16 protein-coding genes are annotated in these 17,221 nt (G+C 58.0%); 10 read left to right on the plus strand and 6 right to left on the minus strand.

The window, feature by feature from the left end:
* Positions 1-137: 137 nt before the first annotated feature.
* Positions 138-2,393: an NADP-dependent malic enzyme gene (locus GOW04_RS18230; RefSeq protein ID WP_171230141.1), complete on the plus strand. Its 2,256-nt coding sequence runs from the start codon at positions 138-140 to the stop codon at positions 2,391-2,393.
* A 3-nt stretch (positions 2,394-2,396) separates the two neighbouring features.
* On the plus strand, positions 2,397-3,269 hold the full coding sequence (locus GOW04_RS18235) for a ribokinase (RefSeq protein ID WP_171233537.1): 873 nt from the start codon (positions 2,397-2,399) through the stop codon (positions 3,267-3,269).
* Here the strand turns inward: GOW04_RS18235 and msrA are convergent.
* The 4 genes from msrA to GOW04_RS18255 all read right to left on the minus strand — a co-directional run bounded on the left by msrA (position 3,266) and on the right by GOW04_RS18255 (position 6,153).
* Entirely contained in the window at positions 3,266-3,868 is a 603-nt protein-coding gene (msrA, locus tag GOW04_RS18240; protein ID WP_371814422.1) for a peptide-methionine (S)-S-oxide reductase MsrA, read from the minus strand. The genes GOW04_RS18235 and msrA overlap by 4 nt on opposite strands.
* A 260-nt stretch (positions 3,869-4,128) precedes the next feature.
* A complete protein-coding gene (locus tag GOW04_RS18245; protein ID WP_152459599.1) occupies positions 4,129-4,410 on the minus strand; it encodes an SCP2 sterol-binding domain-containing protein in 282 nt (93 codons plus the stop codon).
* A gap of 79 nt (positions 4,411-4,489) precedes the next feature.
* Positions 4,490-4,894 (minus strand): DUF1810 domain-containing protein, encoded by a 405-nt coding sequence (locus tag GOW04_RS18250; RefSeq protein ID WP_171233588.1) that lies wholly within the window; start codon positions 4,892-4,894, stop codon positions 4,490-4,492.
* Positions 4,895-4,926: 32 nt separating this feature from the next.
* A complete protein-coding gene (locus tag GOW04_RS18255; protein ID WP_171233539.1) occupies positions 4,927-6,153 on the minus strand; it encodes an argininosuccinate synthase in 1,227 nt (408 codons plus the stop codon).
* Between the two features lie 201 nt (positions 6,154-6,354).
* Here GOW04_RS18255 and GOW04_RS18260 point away from each other — a divergent pair, with 201 nt between their 5' ends.
* Together GOW04_RS18260 and ilvA are read left to right on the plus strand one after the other, a co-directional pair.
* A complete protein-coding gene (locus GOW04_RS18260) occupies positions 6,355-7,062 on the plus strand; it encodes a hypothetical protein (RefSeq protein ID WP_254705322.1) in 708 nt (235 codons plus the stop codon).
* Between the two features lie 58 nt (positions 7,063-7,120).
* A complete protein-coding gene (ilvA, locus tag GOW04_RS18265) occupies positions 7,121-8,347 on the plus strand; it encodes a threonine ammonia-lyase IlvA (RefSeq protein WP_171171498.1) in 1,227 nt (408 codons plus the stop codon).
* Here ilvA and GOW04_RS18270 read toward each other — a convergent pair.
* On the minus strand, positions 8,344-8,673 hold the full coding sequence (locus GOW04_RS18270; protein ID WP_170345824.1) for an Hpt domain-containing protein: 330 nt from the start codon (positions 8,671-8,673) through the stop codon (positions 8,344-8,346). The two genes, ilvA and GOW04_RS18270, sit on opposite strands and share 4 nt — an antisense overlap.
* Positions 8,674-8,836: 163 nt before the next feature.
* Here GOW04_RS18270 and GOW04_RS18275 point away from each other — a divergent pair, with 163 nt between their 5' ends.
* On the plus strand, positions 8,837-10,111 hold the full coding sequence (locus tag GOW04_RS18275) for a PP2C family protein-serine/threonine phosphatase (protein WP_171233540.1): 1,275 nt from the start codon (positions 8,837-8,839) through the stop codon (positions 10,109-10,111).
* On the opposite strand, the gene GOW04_RS18280 is transcribed toward GOW04_RS18275, so the two are convergent.
* Positions 10,108-10,551 (minus strand): NUDIX hydrolase, encoded by a 444-nt coding sequence (locus tag GOW04_RS18280; protein WP_152459593.1) that lies wholly within the window; start codon positions 10,549-10,551, stop codon positions 10,108-10,110. The two genes, GOW04_RS18275 and GOW04_RS18280, sit on opposite strands and share 4 nt — an antisense overlap.
* Positions 10,552-10,627: 76 nt before the next feature.
* Between GOW04_RS18280 and GOW04_RS18285 the strand changes: the two genes are divergently transcribed.
* The 5 genes from GOW04_RS18285 (at position 10,628) to GOW04_RS18305 (ending at position 17,213) form a co-directional block, all read left to right on the plus strand.
* Entirely contained in the window at positions 10,628-11,614 is a 987-nt protein-coding gene (locus GOW04_RS18285) for an Hsp33 family molecular chaperone HslO (RefSeq protein ID WP_152459592.1), read from the plus strand.
* A complete protein-coding gene (locus GOW04_RS18290) occupies positions 11,589-12,203 on the plus strand; it encodes a CoA pyrophosphatase (protein ID WP_152459591.1) in 615 nt (204 codons plus the stop codon). Before GOW04_RS18285 ends, GOW04_RS18290 begins: the two co-directional genes overlap by 26 nt.
* Positions 12,200-13,354: a CCA tRNA nucleotidyltransferase gene (locus GOW04_RS18295; RefSeq protein WP_171233541.1), complete on the plus strand. Its 1,155-nt coding sequence runs from the start codon at positions 12,200-12,202 to the stop codon at positions 13,352-13,354. The genes GOW04_RS18290 and GOW04_RS18295 overlap by 4 nt, the downstream gene beginning before the upstream one ends.
* A 191-nt stretch (positions 13,355-13,545) precedes the next feature.
* Positions 13,546-15,384, plus strand: coding sequence for an ABC transporter ATP-binding protein (locus GOW04_RS18300; protein WP_171233542.1), 1,839 nt, complete (start codon positions 13,546-13,548; stop codon positions 15,382-15,384).
* On the plus strand, positions 15,381-17,213 hold the full coding sequence (locus GOW04_RS18305) for an ABC transporter ATP-binding protein (RefSeq protein WP_171233543.1): 1,833 nt from the start codon (positions 15,381-15,383) through the stop codon (positions 17,211-17,213). Before GOW04_RS18300 ends, GOW04_RS18305 begins: the two co-directional genes overlap by 4 nt.
* The last annotated feature ends 8 nt before the right edge of the window (positions 17,214-17,221 follow it).

Here is a 17,221-nt window from a genome sequence, read left to right on the forward strand (position 1 = left end):
TCCCCTCTGGCGTATTCCGGCGCGACCTTACAAACCCGGCCCCTGCGACGAAAGGTGAAAACGTATTGTCGTTGAGACGCGCCTTTGCCTGCGCTATGAGGCAAAAGCCCAACAGATGTAAAGAAACGACATATCCGATGCCCAAAGCGAAGATCACCAAAGAAGAGGCGCTGGCCTTTCACCTCGACCCGACCCCCGGCAAGTGGGAGGTGCAGGCCACCGTCCCGATGACCACGCAGCGGGATCTGTCATTGGCCTACAGCCCGGGTGTGGCCGTCCCATGTGAAGCCATCGCCGAGGCGCCGGAAACCGCGTATGACTATACCAACAAGGGCAATCTTGTCGCTGTGATCTCGAACGGAACGGCGGTTCTGGGTCTTGGCAACCTTGGTGCGCTGGGCTCGAAACCGGTGATGGAGGGGAAATCCGTTCTGTTCAAGCGGTTCGCCGACGTGAACTCGATCGATATCGAGCTGGACACCGAAGACCCGGATGAATTCTGCCGCGCGGTCCGACTGATGGGGCCGACCTTCGGCGGTATCAACCTGGAAGACATCAAGGCGCCCGAATGTTTCATCATCGAACAGCGCCTGAAAGAAGAGATGGACATCCCCGTCTTTCACGACGACCAGCACGGCACGGCCGTGATCTGTGCGGCCGGGCTGATCAACGCGCTGCATATCTCGGGCAAGAAGATCGAGGATGTGAAGATCGTTTTGAACGGGGCCGGGGCGGCGGGGATCGCCTGTATCGAATTGCTCAAGGCGATGGGCGCGCGGCACGAAAACTGCATCGTCTGCGACACAAAGGGTGTGATCTATCAGGGCCGGACCGAGGGCATGAACCAGTGGAAATCGGCACATGCGATCACCACGGATCTGCGGACTCTGGAAGAGGCCATGAAGGGCGCGGACGTGTTTCTGGGCGTGTCGGTCAAGGGCGCGGTCACGCAGGAGATGGTCGCAAGCATGGCCGATAATCCGGTGATCTTCGCCATGGCCAACCCCGATCCGGAAATCACCCCGGAAGAGGCGCACGAGGTCCGTGTGGACGCCATCGTGGCGACCGGACGCAGCGATTATCCGAACCAGGTCAACAACGTTCTGGGCTTTCCCTATTTGTTCCGCGGCGCGCTGGACATTCACGCCCGCGCCATCAATGACGAGATGAAGATCGCCTGTGCCCATGCACTCGCCAATCTGGCGCGCGAAGATGTACCGGATGAGGTCGCGATGGCTTATGGCAAATCGCTGACCTTCGGGCGCGACTACATCATTCCCACGCCGTTTGATCCGCGCCTGATCCACCGTATCCCGCCCGCTGTTGCCAAGGCAGGAATGGATACCGGCGCAGCCCGCCGTCCGATCATCGACATGGACGCTTATGAGCTGAGCCTGAAGTCCCGGATGGACCCGACCGCAAGCATCCTGCGCGGGCTGAACGCCCGGGCGCGACAGGCGCAAAGCCGCATGATTTTTGCCGAGGGCGATGATCCCCGCGTGCTGCGTGCCGCCGTCATGTACCAACGTTCAGGCTTTGGTAAGGCGCTCGTGGTCGGTCGGGCGGATGATGTCAAAGACAAGCTGGAAGCCACCGGTCTTGGCGATGCTGTGCGGGAAATCGAGGTTGTGAACGCTGCCAACACCGCGCATCTCGAGACCTATTCGAATTTCCTCTATGAGCGTTTGCAGCGTAAAGGCTTTGACCGCAAGGATATTCACCGACTGGCCGCGCGGGACCGCCATGTGTTCTCATCCCTGATGCTGGCCCATGGCCACGGAGACGGGTTGGTCACAGGTGCAACACGAAAATCGGCACACGTAATTGATCGTATCAATCATGTGTTCGATGCCGATGCCGCCCATGGTGCTGCCGGTGTGACGGCACTTCTGCATAAAGGCCGGATCGTTCTGATCGGCGATACACTGGTGCATGAATGGCCGGATGAAAACGATTTGGCCAACATTGCCGAGCGTTCCGCAGCAGTGGCCCGACATATGGGTCTGGAGCCCCGGGTTGCTTTTGTCAGCTTCTCGACATTTGGATACCCGGTTTCGGAACGTGCCGAGAAGATGCACCGAGCGCCGGCGGTTCTGGACCAGCGCGGTGTCGATTTCGAGTATGAGGGCGAAATGACAGTGGATGTTGCCCTGAACGTGGATCAGCAAGCGGCTTATCCGTTTTCACGCCTGACTGGGCCTGCGAACATCCTGATCGTCCCTGCGCGGCACTCAGCGTCGATTTCGACCAAGCTGATGCAGGAAATGGGCGGTGCCACCGTGATCGGGCCGATCCTGTCGGGCGTCGACAAGCCGATTCAGATTTGCTCGACCGTCTCAACCGCGAACGATATTCTGAACATGGCCATTCTGGCCTCGTGCGACATCGGATAAGCCATGACAATCTGGAACCTCGGCTCGATCAACGCGGATATGGTTTATGACCTGCCGCATCTGCCTGCGCCAGGGGAAACTCTGGCCGCCCACGGGCTGGACCGGTTCCTTGGCGGAAAAGGTGCCAATATGTCAGTGGCGGCTGCGCGGGCCGGATCACGCGTCAGCCATATTGGCGCCGTTGGGCATGATGGGCGCTGGGCGAAGGATCGACTGACGGAATATGGCGTGGACACACGCTATATCTCTGAGGTGGATCTGCCGACCGGACACGCGATCATTGCGGTGGACGCCGAGGGTGAGAACCTGATCATCCTCTATCCGGGGGCCAACCATGCCTTGGATGTCAGACATCTGGGGCGGGCTCTGTCATCGGCAAGTACCGGTGATCTGCTGATCTTGCAGAATGAAACCAATGCGCAAGTCGAAGCCGCGCAGTTCGGGCGTAAACTTGGATTGACCGTGTGTTATGCCGCCGCGCCGTTTCAGGCACAGGCGGTTCAGGCAGTTTTGCCCTATCTGGATTTCCTGATCCTGAACGAGATCGAGGCCGAACAGTTGCGGCAGGAAACCGGGATGGGTGCGGCTGATCTGCCTGTGCGGCATGTCATTGTCACGCTGGGCTCAAAAGGTGCCAGGTATTTGCAGCAGGGCAATGACCCGGTGGAATTTTCGGCCCACAAGGTGCAGGCCGTGGATACCACCGGGGCAGGTGATACTTTTACCGGCTACGTACTGGCTGGAATGGATCGGGGAATGCCGATGGAACAGGCCATTCTGCAAGCGAACCGCGCCGCTGCCTTGATGGTCACGCGGCACGGGACCGCGGATGTCATTCCCGATCTGAGAGAAGTGCGCGACGCGACCTTCGATTAAGAACCGGCAAAAGGCGCATCTGAACCCCAAAGCTGTTTGACACGCGCGTCACGGCCACAGGCTTTGCGATATGCTTTATAGGCGTTTTGCTGACGTTTGGGCCCAAAGCGGGTAAAGATCAGCTTGTTCCCTTTGTAGTAATCCTGATGATAGGCCTCGGCAGGGTAAAACGTGCCCGCGTTCAGGATCAGGGTGACCACCTTTTGGCCCAATGCCCGTTCTGCGTCTTTCTTTGCCTGTTCCGCCAACGCCTTTTCGCCCGCGTTAGAGACGAAAATTGCGGTTCGATAGCTGTCGCCCCGGTCACAGAACTGACCACCGGCATCCGTGGGGTCAACCGAGCGGAAGAACATGTTCAGAAGCGTTTCACGTGACACCCGGGCCGGATCGAAAGTGATCTGAACCGCTTCATAATGGCCGGTTCCACCTTTGGAGACCTGATCATAGGTGGGGTTGGCCGATTTGCCGCCGGTATAGCCCGACACGGCCCCGACAACGCCCGGTACCGATTCAAAATCGGACTCGACACACCAGAAACAGCCCCCCGCAACTGTCAGCGTTTCGGTCCCTGCCGCGGGGGCGGGCAGAGCGCGCAACATCGCAGCCAACGTGATCAGGGTGAACAGAATGGCCGGTTTGAAGGCTTCCAGAAAAGCGGTTCGTGACATGTCGGGTCTCCTTTCGGCACCAAGGTGACCCGAACCCGAATGACATTCAATTGCCTGACATCTGATGTCACGGGCTGGTGAGGCAAGTTTATCGGCGGCGGATGTCAGTGGAACACCTTGCGCCGGGCCGTCTTGGCGGTGGGACGGGGCGCCCCGGCGAGGTGGAATTCCGCGGTGAACCTGCCTTCGGTTTAACCCAGCAACTGCCCCAGTTTCATCGCAACGCCCATATTGCCCGAGATTTTGAGCTTGCCCAAAGCGACACCTGTCATGGGGTTCAGTTTTCCGGTCAGAAGCTTGGTCAGGTTGTCCTGCGAGATGCGGATCGTGCAATCCGTTTCCTGGTCCTGTGTCGATGCCTGACTGTCGGCCAGAACAATAACGCCGTCCTCGCCACAATCGAATTTCAACGAGCCGTCAAAGGTTTTGCCGTTCAGGCCTTTTTGAATTTCGTCGGCGATATGCTGAAGCATCCGGGTTCCTTTCGCAGTTTCCGAATGCGTAAAACGTCAGGTATCGAACAGGCAAGGCTGACCCGACTGGAACTTCCGATCACGATGCGCCAAGGCTCTGAACGGTTCGCGCGCAAGGCTCCCCGTCGTAGAAAGCGTCAAGAATTGCCTGAAACTCGGCCGGAGCATCTGCCACCGAGGAAAACAATGTCATCGAAGAGCGAAGCTTTTTCGCGTCAACCCCACCCAGAATGTCGCTGGCAGCGCGCCCCTGATGCAGCAACAACAACGAGGCCGCTTGCGTCAGACGGTGGCGCAGTACCGGGTGGTTCAGATAGCGCGTGGCTTCATCCAGATCTTCGATGCCGTAAAGCTGCGCCATATGGGACTGGCCCAGCTCGGCCAGTTGCGGAAACACGAACCACATCCAGTGGCTGGTCTTCTGCCCCTGTTCCAGTTCGCGCAGGACATCGGCCCAGACCGTGTCCTGCGCTTCGATGAACATTTCCAGTTCGTCGTTCAGACCGTCATCTTCAGTCACTTGGACAACCGCTTGTCGCGCGCGGCCAGCAGTTTCAACCGCAGCGCGTTCAGTTGGATAAAGCCCGCGGCGTCTTTCTGATCATAGGCACCCGCGTCTTCTTCGAAGGTCACATGCGCCTCGGAATACAGCGAGTGTTCCGACCAGCGGCCCACGGTCGAGGCCAGACCCTTGTACAGCTTCACGCGGACGGTGCCGGTGACGTGTTCCTGGCTCTTGTCGATGGCGGCTTGCAGCATTTCACGTTCAGGCGAGTACCAGAAGCCGTTGTAGATCAGTTCCGCATATTGCGGCATCAACTGGTCCTTCAGATGCATCGCGCCGCGGTCCATGGTGATGGATTCGATGCCACGATGCGCCTCAAGCAGGATGGTGCCACCGGGAGTTTCGTAGATGCCGCGCGACTTCATGCCAACAAAGCGACCTTCAACAAGGTCGAGACGGCCGATGCCGTGCTTGCCGCCATATTCGTTCAGCTTGGTCAGGATGGTCGCGGGGCTCATCGCCTCGCCATTGATGCTGACCGCGTCGCCTTTTTCAAAGCCGATCTCGATGAATTCGGGCTCGTTCGGCGCGTCCTCGGGGTGGACGGTGCGCTGATAGACATAGTCGGGCGCCATATCGGCGGGGTCTTCCAGAACCTTGCCCTCGGACGAGGTGTGCAGCAGGTTGGCATCGACCGAGAAGGGGGCCTCGCCGCGCTTGTCCTTGGCGATCGGAATCTGGTTCTGTTCGGCGAATTCCAGCAGCTTGGTGCGGCTTGTCAGATCCCACTCGCGCCAGGGTGCGATCACTTTGATGTCGGGGTTCAGCGCATAGGCCGCCAGTTCGAACCGCACCTGATCGTTGCCCTTGCCGGTCGCACCATGCGCCACGGCGTCAGCGCCGGTGGCCTCGGCGATTTCGACCAGACGTTTCGAAATCAGGGGGCGAGCGATGGACGTGCCCAGCAGGTACAGACCTTCGTACTGCGCGTTGGCGCGGAACATCGGGAAGACGAAATCGCGCACGAATTCCTCGCGGATATCCTCGATATAGATGTTCTCGGGCTTGATCCCCAGCAGCTCGGCCTTTTTGCGGGCGGGCTCCAGCTCTTCACCCTGACCCAAATCGGCGGTGAAGGTTACAACTTCACAACCATATTCGGTCTGCAACCATTTCAGGATGATCGAGGTATCAAGGCCACCGGAATAGGCCAGAACAACTTTCTTGGGCGCGGACATCTGACTTCCCCTCATGCGTAAGACGATTGGCCCCTAGCGGGTTTTACGCGCGGGGGCAAGTTGTGAGGATTGACGCAGTACCTGAATTGGGGTGAAACGGGTGCAGAGAATAACAAGTATTGGTTGAAGGGGCGGTTTCAAATGTTGGGATGGCAGATTTTCTTGCATTCTGTGCGGATGGTATTTGGAAACATCAAGCAGGTGCTGCAGATTACGGTTGGCCCTGCTCTTATTGCGACGATCATCATCGTGGGCGTGTTCTTGGCGCTTGGTATTCCGCTTGAGGCGCTTGAAGACAATGCAGGCGCGTTACCGTCAGGTGCAACTGCAGGTTCAGCCTTTGTTTTTGTGGTCGTTTTGCTGGCGGTAATGTCCGTCACGATGTTCTGGATTGCGGTGTCATGGCACCGCTTCATCCTGATGGAAGAGTATCCCACGGGAATACTCCCGACATTCCGCTTCGACAGGATTCTTGCCTATTTCGGTCGTTTTCTGATGTTGGGGATTTTGATGGTGATCGCGTATATCCCCATGGGTCTGGTCGCTGCTGCACTAGGCGAAAGCCTTGCGGTGCTTTCGACCATTCTGGTGATTGTTTACACCGTTTTTCTGGTCGTGTGCTTCTATCGCCTGTCAATTATTCTGCCCGCGGCGGCGATAGGAAATCCCATATCGATCGGTGAGGCATGGAACAACACGTCCGGGGTCAGCGGTGCAATCTTGTTGCTGCTACTCGTCGCCCTCCTGTTCCAGATTCTGGTGCAGCTGGCTTTCACCCTTCTGGCAATAATACCGGTGCTGGGCGTATTGCTGACCGTGTTCTTTGGCACGCTCATTCTGCCGATGATCAATGTCAGTATCCTGACCACGATGTACGGAATCTTCATCGAAAAACGCGAACTGTCCTGAGCGGCGTACACATATGTATTCCTTGCCCTTATCGCGATGATGGGGCAGGGAAATCGACATGACTGATTTCATGACCCGCGCCGGCGCTGCCGAACAGGCGATGCGCACCGTGTTTCCGGCAACACCGTTGCAGCGGAATGCCCATTTGTCTGACCGTTATGGGGCCGATATCTGGCTTAAGCGCGAAGACCTCAGCCCGGTGCGCTCTTACAAGATCCGTGGTGCGTTCAATGCCATGCGCAAGCAGCAGGGGCAGGACCTGTTCGTCTGTGCCAGTGCTGGCAACCACGCGCAGGGCGTGGCGTTCATGTGCAAGCATCTGGACGTGCGCGGCGTGATCTTCATGCCGGTGACGACGCCGCAGCAGAAAATTCAAAAGACCCGCATTTTCGGCGGCGACAATATCGAGATCCACCTGACTGGCGACTATTTCGACGATACTCTGGCCGCCGCGCAAGCATGGTGCGCGCAGCAGGGCGGGTATTTCCTGTCACCCTTCGATGACGCTGATGTCATTGAAGGCCAGGCTTCATTGGCGGTCGAGATCGAAGAGCAAATGGGCGGTGTGCCGGATCACGTCGTTTTGCCGGTTGGCGGCGGCGGCATGTCCTCGGGCGTGGCCACATGGTTCGGGGATCGCAGCCATTGTCTGTTTGTCGAACCGGCCGGAGGTGCCTGTTTGCGCGCTGCATTGGCTGCGGGGCATCCTGTGTCGCTGGATCATGTGGATACCTTCGTCGATGGCGCTGCGGTTGGACGGATCGGCGAGAAACCGTTCGAATTGTTGAAATCACGCCACCTGTCGGATGTGCTGGTTCTGTCCGAGGACCGAATCTGCACAACTATGATCGAGATGCTGAATGTCGAAGGCATCGTTCTGGAGCCCGCCGGCGCGCTGGCGATCGAAGCGGTGGGCGATATCCAAAGCTTTGTGCGGGGCAAGACCGTGGTCTGCGTGACATCCGGTGGCAATTTCGATTTCGAACGCCTGCCCGAGGTCAAAGAACGCGCTCAACGCTATTCCGGAGTGAAAAAGTATTTCATCCTGCGCCTGCCGCAGCGCCCCGGCGCGTTGAAAGAGTTTCTGGGTATTCTCGGCCCCGAGGACGATATCGCCCGCTTTGAATACATGAAAAAATCGGCCCGCAATTTCGGTTCGGTCCTGATCGGGATTGAAACCCGCAAGCCTGAGAACTTCATGCGTCTGTTTGCGCATCTGGATGAGGCAGGGTTCACCTACACCGACATAACCGAAGACGAAACGCTGGCGCAGTTCGTGATTTAATCCAGATTCTGGCGCAGCTCAGCCTCGAATTTCTGTTTCGAGCTGTCAAATACGGCCAGAATGGCGGGCAGATCGACATCCTCGCCCTGACCCGCGGCCGCCTGCCGTTCGCCGTCCTGACAGAGTTTTGAGAACTGGTCGAATCCAAGACTGAGCGCGCTGCCCTTCAGGAAATGCAGATTCTGTTCCAGTTCGGACCGGCTTGTATCCTGATGCAGGCGGGCGATGACCTCCTGCACTTCTTCCAGAAAGATGTCGACCACCTCATCAAACTCATCCGGGCCAACCTCGTCCCGCAATTGTCGGACTCTGCCCCAGTGGATCATACTGCGTCACCTGCCGTTGAACATGCGTTTTCAGGAATAGGCAATACCAGTAAAAACCGGGTTAACGGCCCAGCGGGATTGCGGCCTTCGGTCTTCACCGGATGTTAAAACCGTCGCCACTAGGATCGCCCAGTGTGAATGAACGCATCAGGTCAGAGGGTAAATGGTGCCAAGGGCGAGTCTTGAGGAAACCAGATCAGATCTGGATTTCGGCGCGATCCGTAAGGTGCTGGTGGTTGATGACAGCCGTCTGCAGCGGCGCATCCTGGTCGCATCGCTCAGAAAATGGGGCTTTGAGGTGGTCGAGGCCGATACGGGCGATGCCGCCTTGGCGCATTGTCTGGACGATCCGCCCGATCTTGTTCTCAGCGATTGGGTCATGCCGGGGATGAGCGGGCTTGAGTTCTGCAATGCGTTTCGCGCCCTGGATACTGATCAATATTGTTATTTCATCCTTCTGACTTCCAAAAGTGAAAAGCAGGAGGTTGCGCGCGGACTGGATGCCGGGGCAGATGATTTTCTGATCAAACCCCTTGAGGCGGATGAGTTGCGGGCGCGCATATCCGCAGGCGCGCGCATTCTGGACATGCAGCGCGAGCTTTCACAGAAAAACCGCCTGATCGAATCTGCGCTGGAAGAACTCAGGCTGGCGCATGACGCGATCGACAAGGACCTCATTCAAGCCCGAAAAATCCAGGAATCGCTGGTTCCGGAATTTACGCGGAGCTTTGGAAAATCCCGGGTCAGCCTGTTGTTGAAACCCTGCGGCCATATCGGAGGAGACCTTGTTGGCATGTTCTCGCCCGGGGTCAATCGGCTGGGGTTCTACAGCATAGATGTATCCGGGCATGGTATCACCTCGGCCATGATGACGGCGCGTCTGGGCGGTTATCTTTCCAGCAAGCATTTCGATCAAAACGTCGCAATGGAAAAGAGGTTCAACAAATTCTATGCACTGCTGCCTCCGGAAGACGTCGCAAGCATGCTCAATTCCCGATTGATGGCGGATGAAGGGATCGAGGAATATTTCACGATGGTCTACGCCATTGTGGATCTTCGAAACGGGCATCTCAAAATGGTGCAGGCCGGGCATCCGCATCCGCTTCTGCTGCGGCAGGATGGCAGCACTGAATTTCTGGGTGATGGCGGGTTGCCGATCGGGCTGATCGAAGATGCGAGTTTTCAGCAAATCGAGATTCACATGAAACCCGGCGACAAACTGTTGGTGTATTCGGACGGATTTACCGAATGTCAGCTTGCCGAAGGCGGTTTGCTGGAGGAAGACGGTTTGCGACAGATGGCCCAGCAGTGCATTTCTGAAAAGGGCGGGTCGGAGTTTCTGGACGACATGTTCTGGCGATTGACCCAGGAGATTTCGCCCAAAGATGGCATTGGGGATGACGTATCCGCCGTTTTCTTTGAATATAACGGGTCTTAAAGCGAACTGAGATGCATTTCCGCAAAGTGCCGGTCACCGTCATTGCCCAGCAATTCAACGGCATCGGCGGCTTCCATCCACAGTGCTTCGTGGAATGCCTCACTCGGCGGGCCTTTGCGGCGTACGGGACGGGCGCGGTAGATCAGGCAGACCTTTTCGGCCCACAGATCGTATTCGGGCATATAGGTGAACCGGCGAAAAGCGCCGATGCGACGCGGGTTGGCAACATGCCACCCGGTTTCTTCATAGACTTCGCGATGCAAGGCCGAAATTGGTGATTCGCCCGGATCGATGCCTCCACCCGGCAATTGCAGATCCGGGCCCGGTTCGGTCTGACAGGTCAACAGCAATTGGCCGCCACGTGGCAAAAGGGCATATACGCCAACCCTTCGGGTGTATTTCCGCCCCGTCTCGGGGGTTTCACCGAACCGCCTGATCATGTATGGCCCCTTTCAACCCGATCTGTACGACCTATATGGTGCCGGTATGCCAACCCGTGGCGTGTAAGGAAACCCCATGTCTCTTGGAACAAAAATCGCGTGGGACGATACCGTCCTGCCCTTTCAACTTGATGCATCCGACATGCGCGGCCGCGTGGCCCGTCTGGATGGCGTGCTGGATGGTATCCTGAAACAGCATGACTATCCCGAGCAGGTCGAGGCGCTTGTGGCCGAGATGGCCTTGCTGACCGCGTTGATCGGCCAAACGGTTGCGTTGCGCTGGAAACTGTCGTTGCAGGTACAGTCCAAAGGGGCGGTGCGCATGATCGCAACCGACTATTATGCGCCGCAGGAAGAGGGCCAGCCCGCCCAGATACGGGCTTATGCCAGCTTTGACCGGGACCGGCTTTCCAATTCTGCGCCTTTCGATCAGGTGGGCGAAGGGTATTTTGCCATCATGATCGATCAGGGAGAGGGCACGCAGCCGTATCAGGGCATCACTCCGCTGGCCGGTGGATCGCTGAGCGCCTGCGCCGAGTCGTATTTTGCGCAATCCGAACAGCTGCCGACGCGGTTTTCGCTGAGCTTCGGCAAATCGACCGAGCCGGGCGTGGGCGAGCATTGGCGTGCAGGCGGCATCATGCTGCAACACATGCCCAAAGCGTCGCCCTTTGCCGCGTCGGGTGAAGGAACCGGTGACATCCTGACCGCTGCCGATCTGGTCGATGGCGAAGAAGGTGAAAACTGGGGTCGCGTCAATATCCTGCTGGATACCGTCGAGGATTTGGAGATGATCGGCCCCTCTGTTGCGCCGACCGACCTTCTGGTTCGCCTGTTTCACGAGGAACAGCCGCGTGTCTATGATGCGCAGTCCGTGCAATTTGGCTGCACCTGTTCCGAGGATCGTGTGCGACAGAGCCTGTCGATCTATTCGGCCAAGGATATCGAAAAGATGACCACGCCCGAGGGCGAAGTCACCGCGGATTGTCAGTTCTGCGGGGCTCATTATGTGTTGGACCCGGCAACTGTCGGATTCGATGCCGAAGACCCCAAAGGTGCATGACCCGGTTGAAAAGATCCGGGCGGCCCTGCGCCGCCCCGGTCACGGGTCCAGCGACTTTGACTTGAACCCGGATACCGTTCTGCCGCCCGGACGACGGTTGCGACCCGCCGGTGTTCTGGTGGCCATTTCCCTGGCTGATGACACACCGCAGGTCATCCTGACCAAACGCTCATCCGCGTTGAAGCATCACCCGGGCCAGATCGCCTTTCCCGGTGGCAAACAGGACGAAACCGATGCTGATGTTACGGCTGCGGCTCTGCGGGAAGCTGAGGAAGAGATCGGCCTGCCCCCTGAAATGCCCGAGATCCTGGGATTTCTGCCGACGCATGAGACCGTGACCTCGTTCACAGTAACACCGGTTGTCGCAGTTTTGCGGGACAGGTTCCAACCCGTGCCTGAACCCGGCGAAGTGGACGAAGTTTTCTCGACCCCCCTTGCCCATCTTTTGAATCCTGAGAATTATCTGGTCGAGTCGCGCCGATGGCGCGGCCAGAGACGCAGATACTACGCAGTTCCGTACGGCCCCTATTACATTTGGGGCGCGACCGCCCGCATATTGCGCGGGCTTGCTGCACGGGTGAATGAATGATGCTGATTGACGAAGCTTGGATCAGTGAACCAGCGACGCAAAAGGTCTGTTCGGCCCTGACCTCATCCGGGGCTCAGGCGCTTTTCGTGGGTGGATGCGTGCGCAACGCGCTGCTTGGTGCTCCAGTGTCGGATATCGACATCGCCACCGATGCAAGGCCCGGGCAGATCGTCGAGCTGGCGCAGGCCGCCGGGCTCAGGGCCATTCCGACCGGCATCGAGCATGGTACGATCACGGTGGTCAGCGCGGGCATCCCGCACGAGGTCACCACCTTCCGCCGTGACGTGGAAACCGATGGCCGTCGCGCGGTGGTGGCATTTTCCGATCATGTCGAAGAAGACGCGGCGCGACGGGATTTCACCATGAACGCGCTCTATGCCCAACCCGATGGCACCGTGCTGGACCCTCTGGGTGGTCTTCCCGACCTCGAGGCCCGGTTGGTGCGGTTCATTGGAACCGCCGAGAACCGCATTCGCGAAGACTATCTCCGCTCGCTTCGCTACTTCCGTTTTCACGCCTGGTACGGGGATCCGGATGGCGGTTTCGACCCCGATGCCCTGGCCGCCATCGGCGCCAATCTTGACGGGCTGGAGTCATTGTCGCGCGGGCGGATCGGGGCAGAGCTGCTGAAATTGCTGGCATCGCCTGATCCGGCCCCTGCCGTTGCGACCATGCGCAGTACCGGTGTTTTGGCCCGGGTGTTGCCGGGGGCGGACGATCGGTCTTTGGCCCCTTTGATCGCGCTGGAACAGGCGGCTGGTGCCGATCCCGATCCGGTGCGTCGTCTGGCAGCCATTGCCTCGCCCGATGATGCCGCGACATTGCGGTTGAGCCGTTCGCAGTTGCAACGCCTGATCAGGATGCGTGAAGAAGCACAGTCCACAACCAGTATTGCTGAACTGGGATACCGCTATGGCGATGAAGGGGGATTGCACGAGACGCTTTTGCGCTGCGCCTTTCTGGAACAACCCTGGTCCGAAGATTTGCGGCGCGATCTGCATGCAGGCGCAGCAGCGCGTTTCCCTGTCCAGGCCAGAGATCTGATCCCCAACTTCACCGGCCCGGCGCTGGGCAAGAAGCTGGCCGAGCTGGAAAAACGCTGGATCGCATCCGGTTTTTCGCTGTCACGCGAAGAGTTGTTGGCACATTAGCGCGAAGTCTCAAAAGGGGATGACATCTCGGATCCTTTGTGCTTAGTTGCGCCTGTCACATGGATGGAGGAATGCGAATGTATTACGGGATCTGGTTCGGCTAAAGCCGGGACACCTGCCCCGTAAAGGGTGGTGTTCAGGCGCCATCTTTCTTCGCACGTCTATTTTCCTGCTCAATCGGAGCACTTTCCATGTTTCGCTATTTCGAAAACCTTGTTGACCCTTTTGTTGCCTACCGTGAGGCTGACGCACCGCCGACGCGGTTGTGGCCCTTCATGCTGGATTATTCGCGGCCCTTTTTCCGGGTATTTTTCTGGGCGGCGCTGGTTTCCATAATCGTCGCGGGTGTTGAAATCGGGCTGATCTACTACATGGGTCGCGTAGTGGATCTGTTGGGCGGCACGCCGGCAGAGGTCTGGCAAAATCACGGAACGGAATTGTTGTTGATGGCAGCCTTTGTGTTGCTGTTGCGTCCGCTTCTGCATTTGGTCGACGTACTTCTGCTGAACAATACGATTTTGCCGAACTTTGGTACGCTGATCCGTTGGCGTGCGCACAAACACGTGTTGCGTCAGTCGGTTGGCTGGTTCGAAAACGACTTTGCCGGGCGGATTGCAAACCGGATCATGCAGACACCTCCAGCGGCGGGTGAAGTGGTCTTTCAGGTTTTTGACGCGATTTCCTTTTCGTTGGCCTATTTGATCGGTGCGGCGATCCTGCTGTATGCGGCGGATCCGCGTTTGTTGATCCCGTTGCTGATCTGGTTCGGATTCTACGCCATACTGGTGCGCTGGACCGTTCAGCGTGTTGGTCCGGCGTCAAAAGCGGCCTCGGATGCGCGTTCGACGGTCACGGGGCGAGTGGTGGACAGCTATACCAACATCCATTCGGTCAAAATGTTTGCCCATGGCCCGCAAGAGCTGGACTATGCCCGCGAGGCGATCGAGGAAACCCGTCGGACATTTCAGATCGAAATGCGGATTTTCACTATTATGGATGCCGTTCTGGTCACTTTGAACGGTATGCTGATCGTGGGTGTTGTGGGCTGGGCGATTGCCTTGTGGATGCAAGGCAGCGCTTCGGTCGGTGTCGTTGCGGCGGCTACCGCCTTGACCCTGCGCCTGAATGCCATGACCGGATGGATCATGTGGGCCCTGACCAGCTTTTTCCGCCAACTTGGTATCGTGTCCGAGGGGATGGAGACCATTGCCCAGCCCATCGACTTGCTTGATGCGCCTGACGCGAAACCCTTGCGGCTTGCCAAGGGTGAGATCCAGATCCGCGACCTCTCGCATCACTATGGTCGCGAGGCCGGCGGTTTGGACCATATCAACCTGACCGTCCAGCCCGGCGAAAAGATTGGTTTAATCGGTCGTTCCGGCGCTGGCAAATCGACACTGGTAAAGCTGCTGTTGCGGTTCTACGATGTCGAGCGCGGTGCGATTTATATTGACGGTCAGAACATTGCACATGTCACCCAGGACAGTCTGCGCAGCCATATCGGTATGGTTCAACAAGACAGCGCCTTGCTGCATCGCTCGGTCCGCGACAACATCCTTTACGGCCGGCCAGATGCGTCCGAGGCACAGATGATCGCCGCCGCCAAACAGGCCGAAGCACATGAGTTCATCCTCGATTTGCAAGATCCGCAGGGTCGGACCGGGTACGACGCGCATGTCGGTGAACGGGGGGTGAAGCTGTCAGGTGGCCAGCGGCAGCGTGTGACGCTGGCGCGGGTGATCCTGAAGGATGCGCCGATCTTGTTGTTGGATGAGGCGACATCCGCCCTAGATTCTGAGGTCGAAGCGTCAATTCAGGAAACCCTCTACGGCATGATGCAAGGAAAAACCGTAATCGCCATTGCCCACAGGCTCAGTACCATCGCGCAGATGGATCGCATTCTGGTGATGGATGCAGGCCGTATCGTCGAGGAAGGAACGCATTCTGATCTTCTGGCGCAAGGTGGCCTTTACGCCCAATTCTGGGCGCGGCAATCTGGTGGTTTCATGAACCCGGAGGCTGCTGAATGAGGATTGCCGACCTCATCTATCCGTTCAGGAACATCGAAACGCCCCCACCGCAGACGTTGGGGGCGTTCATCCGCTGGAGCCTGTCCGGGGCGTGGCCAATGCTGTTTGTTGCGGCGTTCTTCTCGGCCATTGCAGGCGCGATGGAGGCGGTCACGGCTTGGATACTGGGCCGCGTGATTGATGTAGCGACCGCCAGCGGGCCCGAGAATTTTCTGACCGCTGCCAATATGTGTATGATCCTCGGTGCGGTCGCCTTCTTCATGTTGCTTCGCCCGATCCTGTTTGGCCTGTCATCCTTGTCGAACAACTACATTGTCATGCCAAACATCACACCTTTGGTTCTGGCCAAGCTGAACCGTTGGACCCTGGGTCAGTCGGTGACCTATTTCGACGATGATTTTGCCGGTCGGATCGCGCAAAAGCAGATGCAGACATCGAACGCCATGGCTTCGGTCGTGTCGGAAACGATCAGCGCGATTGTGTTTGCCCTGGCGTCTCTGGTGGGGTCTTTGCTTTTGTTAGGGTCTATTCATCCTTTGGTGATGCTGCCCTTCGCAGCATGGCTGGCTGTGTATTTCATGCTGGTGCGCTGGTATCTGCCGCGCATCCGCAAACGTTCCGCCGCGCGGGCCGGGGCGCGGGCGATGGTGTCTGGGCAGGTGGTCGATACGATCACCAACATCAAAACCGTGAAGCTGTTCGCCCACTCGGAATTCGAAGATCAAGCGGCGCGTGAATCGATGGTGGATCTGCGTGAAAAATCGCTGGATTTCGGCAAGTTGTCGGCAAGTTTCCGGTTTATCCTCATGACACTGGCCGGTGTCCTGCCTGTCTTGCTGCTGGGCGCGACCTTGTGGCTTTGGAAGGGCGGCATGGCGACCGCCGGGGATATCGTGGCTGCCGGGGCGGTTTCGATCCGAATTGCTCAGATGACCGGTTGGGTCAGTTTCACCTTGATGGGGCTGTATGCCAATGTCGGTGAAATCGAAAACGGGATGAAAACGCTGGCCAAGCGCGACCGGGTCGAAGATATGCGCGGGGCGAAGGACCTTGACGTGACCGAAGGGTCGATTTCTTTCGAAGGCGTCAGCTTTGCTTACGGTCGCGATATCGGTGGCGTTACGGATTTGAGCCTAACCGTCAACCCGAGCGAAAAACTGGGCATTGTCGGAGCATCCGGGGCGGGGAAATCCACGCTCGTCTCACTGTTGCTCAGGCTCTATGACAGGGAAAGTGGCGCCATTTGTATCGACGGCCAGGACGTGTCACAGGTAACGCAAGACAGCCTGCGCCGACAGATAGGTATGGTCACGCAGGAAACGGCGATGTTCAACCGGTCTGCTCGTGAGAACATTCTGTATGGCCGGCCGGACGCCTCAGAGGCCGAGATGATCGAGGCCGCAAAAAAGGCCGAAGCGCATGATTTCATCCTGAGTCTTGAAGATGCTCATGGTCGAAAAGGCTATGATGCTCATCTGGGTGAACGGGGCGTGAAACTCAGCGGCGGGCAACGACAAAGGATCGCTCTGGCGCGCGCCATTTTGAAAGATGCGCCGATTCTGGTTCTCGACGAAGCGACATCGGCGCTGGATTCCGAGGTTGAAGCTTCGATTCAGACCGCGCTGCATCGGGTGATGCAGGGCAAAACGGTTCTGGCCATTGCGCACCGGCTGTCGACACTCAGCGAAATGGACCGGATTGTTGTTTTGGACGAGGGCAGGATCGCTGAAACCGGAACGCATGAGGCGCTGCTGGACCTGGGTGGGCTGTATGCGCGGTTCTGGCACCGCCAGTCGGGCGGGTTCATTCAGGCGGAAGCTGCGGAATAAGGGTTTTT

The sequence above is a fragment of the Ruegeria sp. HKCCA4812 genome (genome assembly GCF_013034245.1).
In the GTDB taxonomy this organism is placed as follows: Bacteria; Pseudomonadota; Alphaproteobacteria; order Rhodobacterales; family Rhodobacteraceae; genus Ruegeria.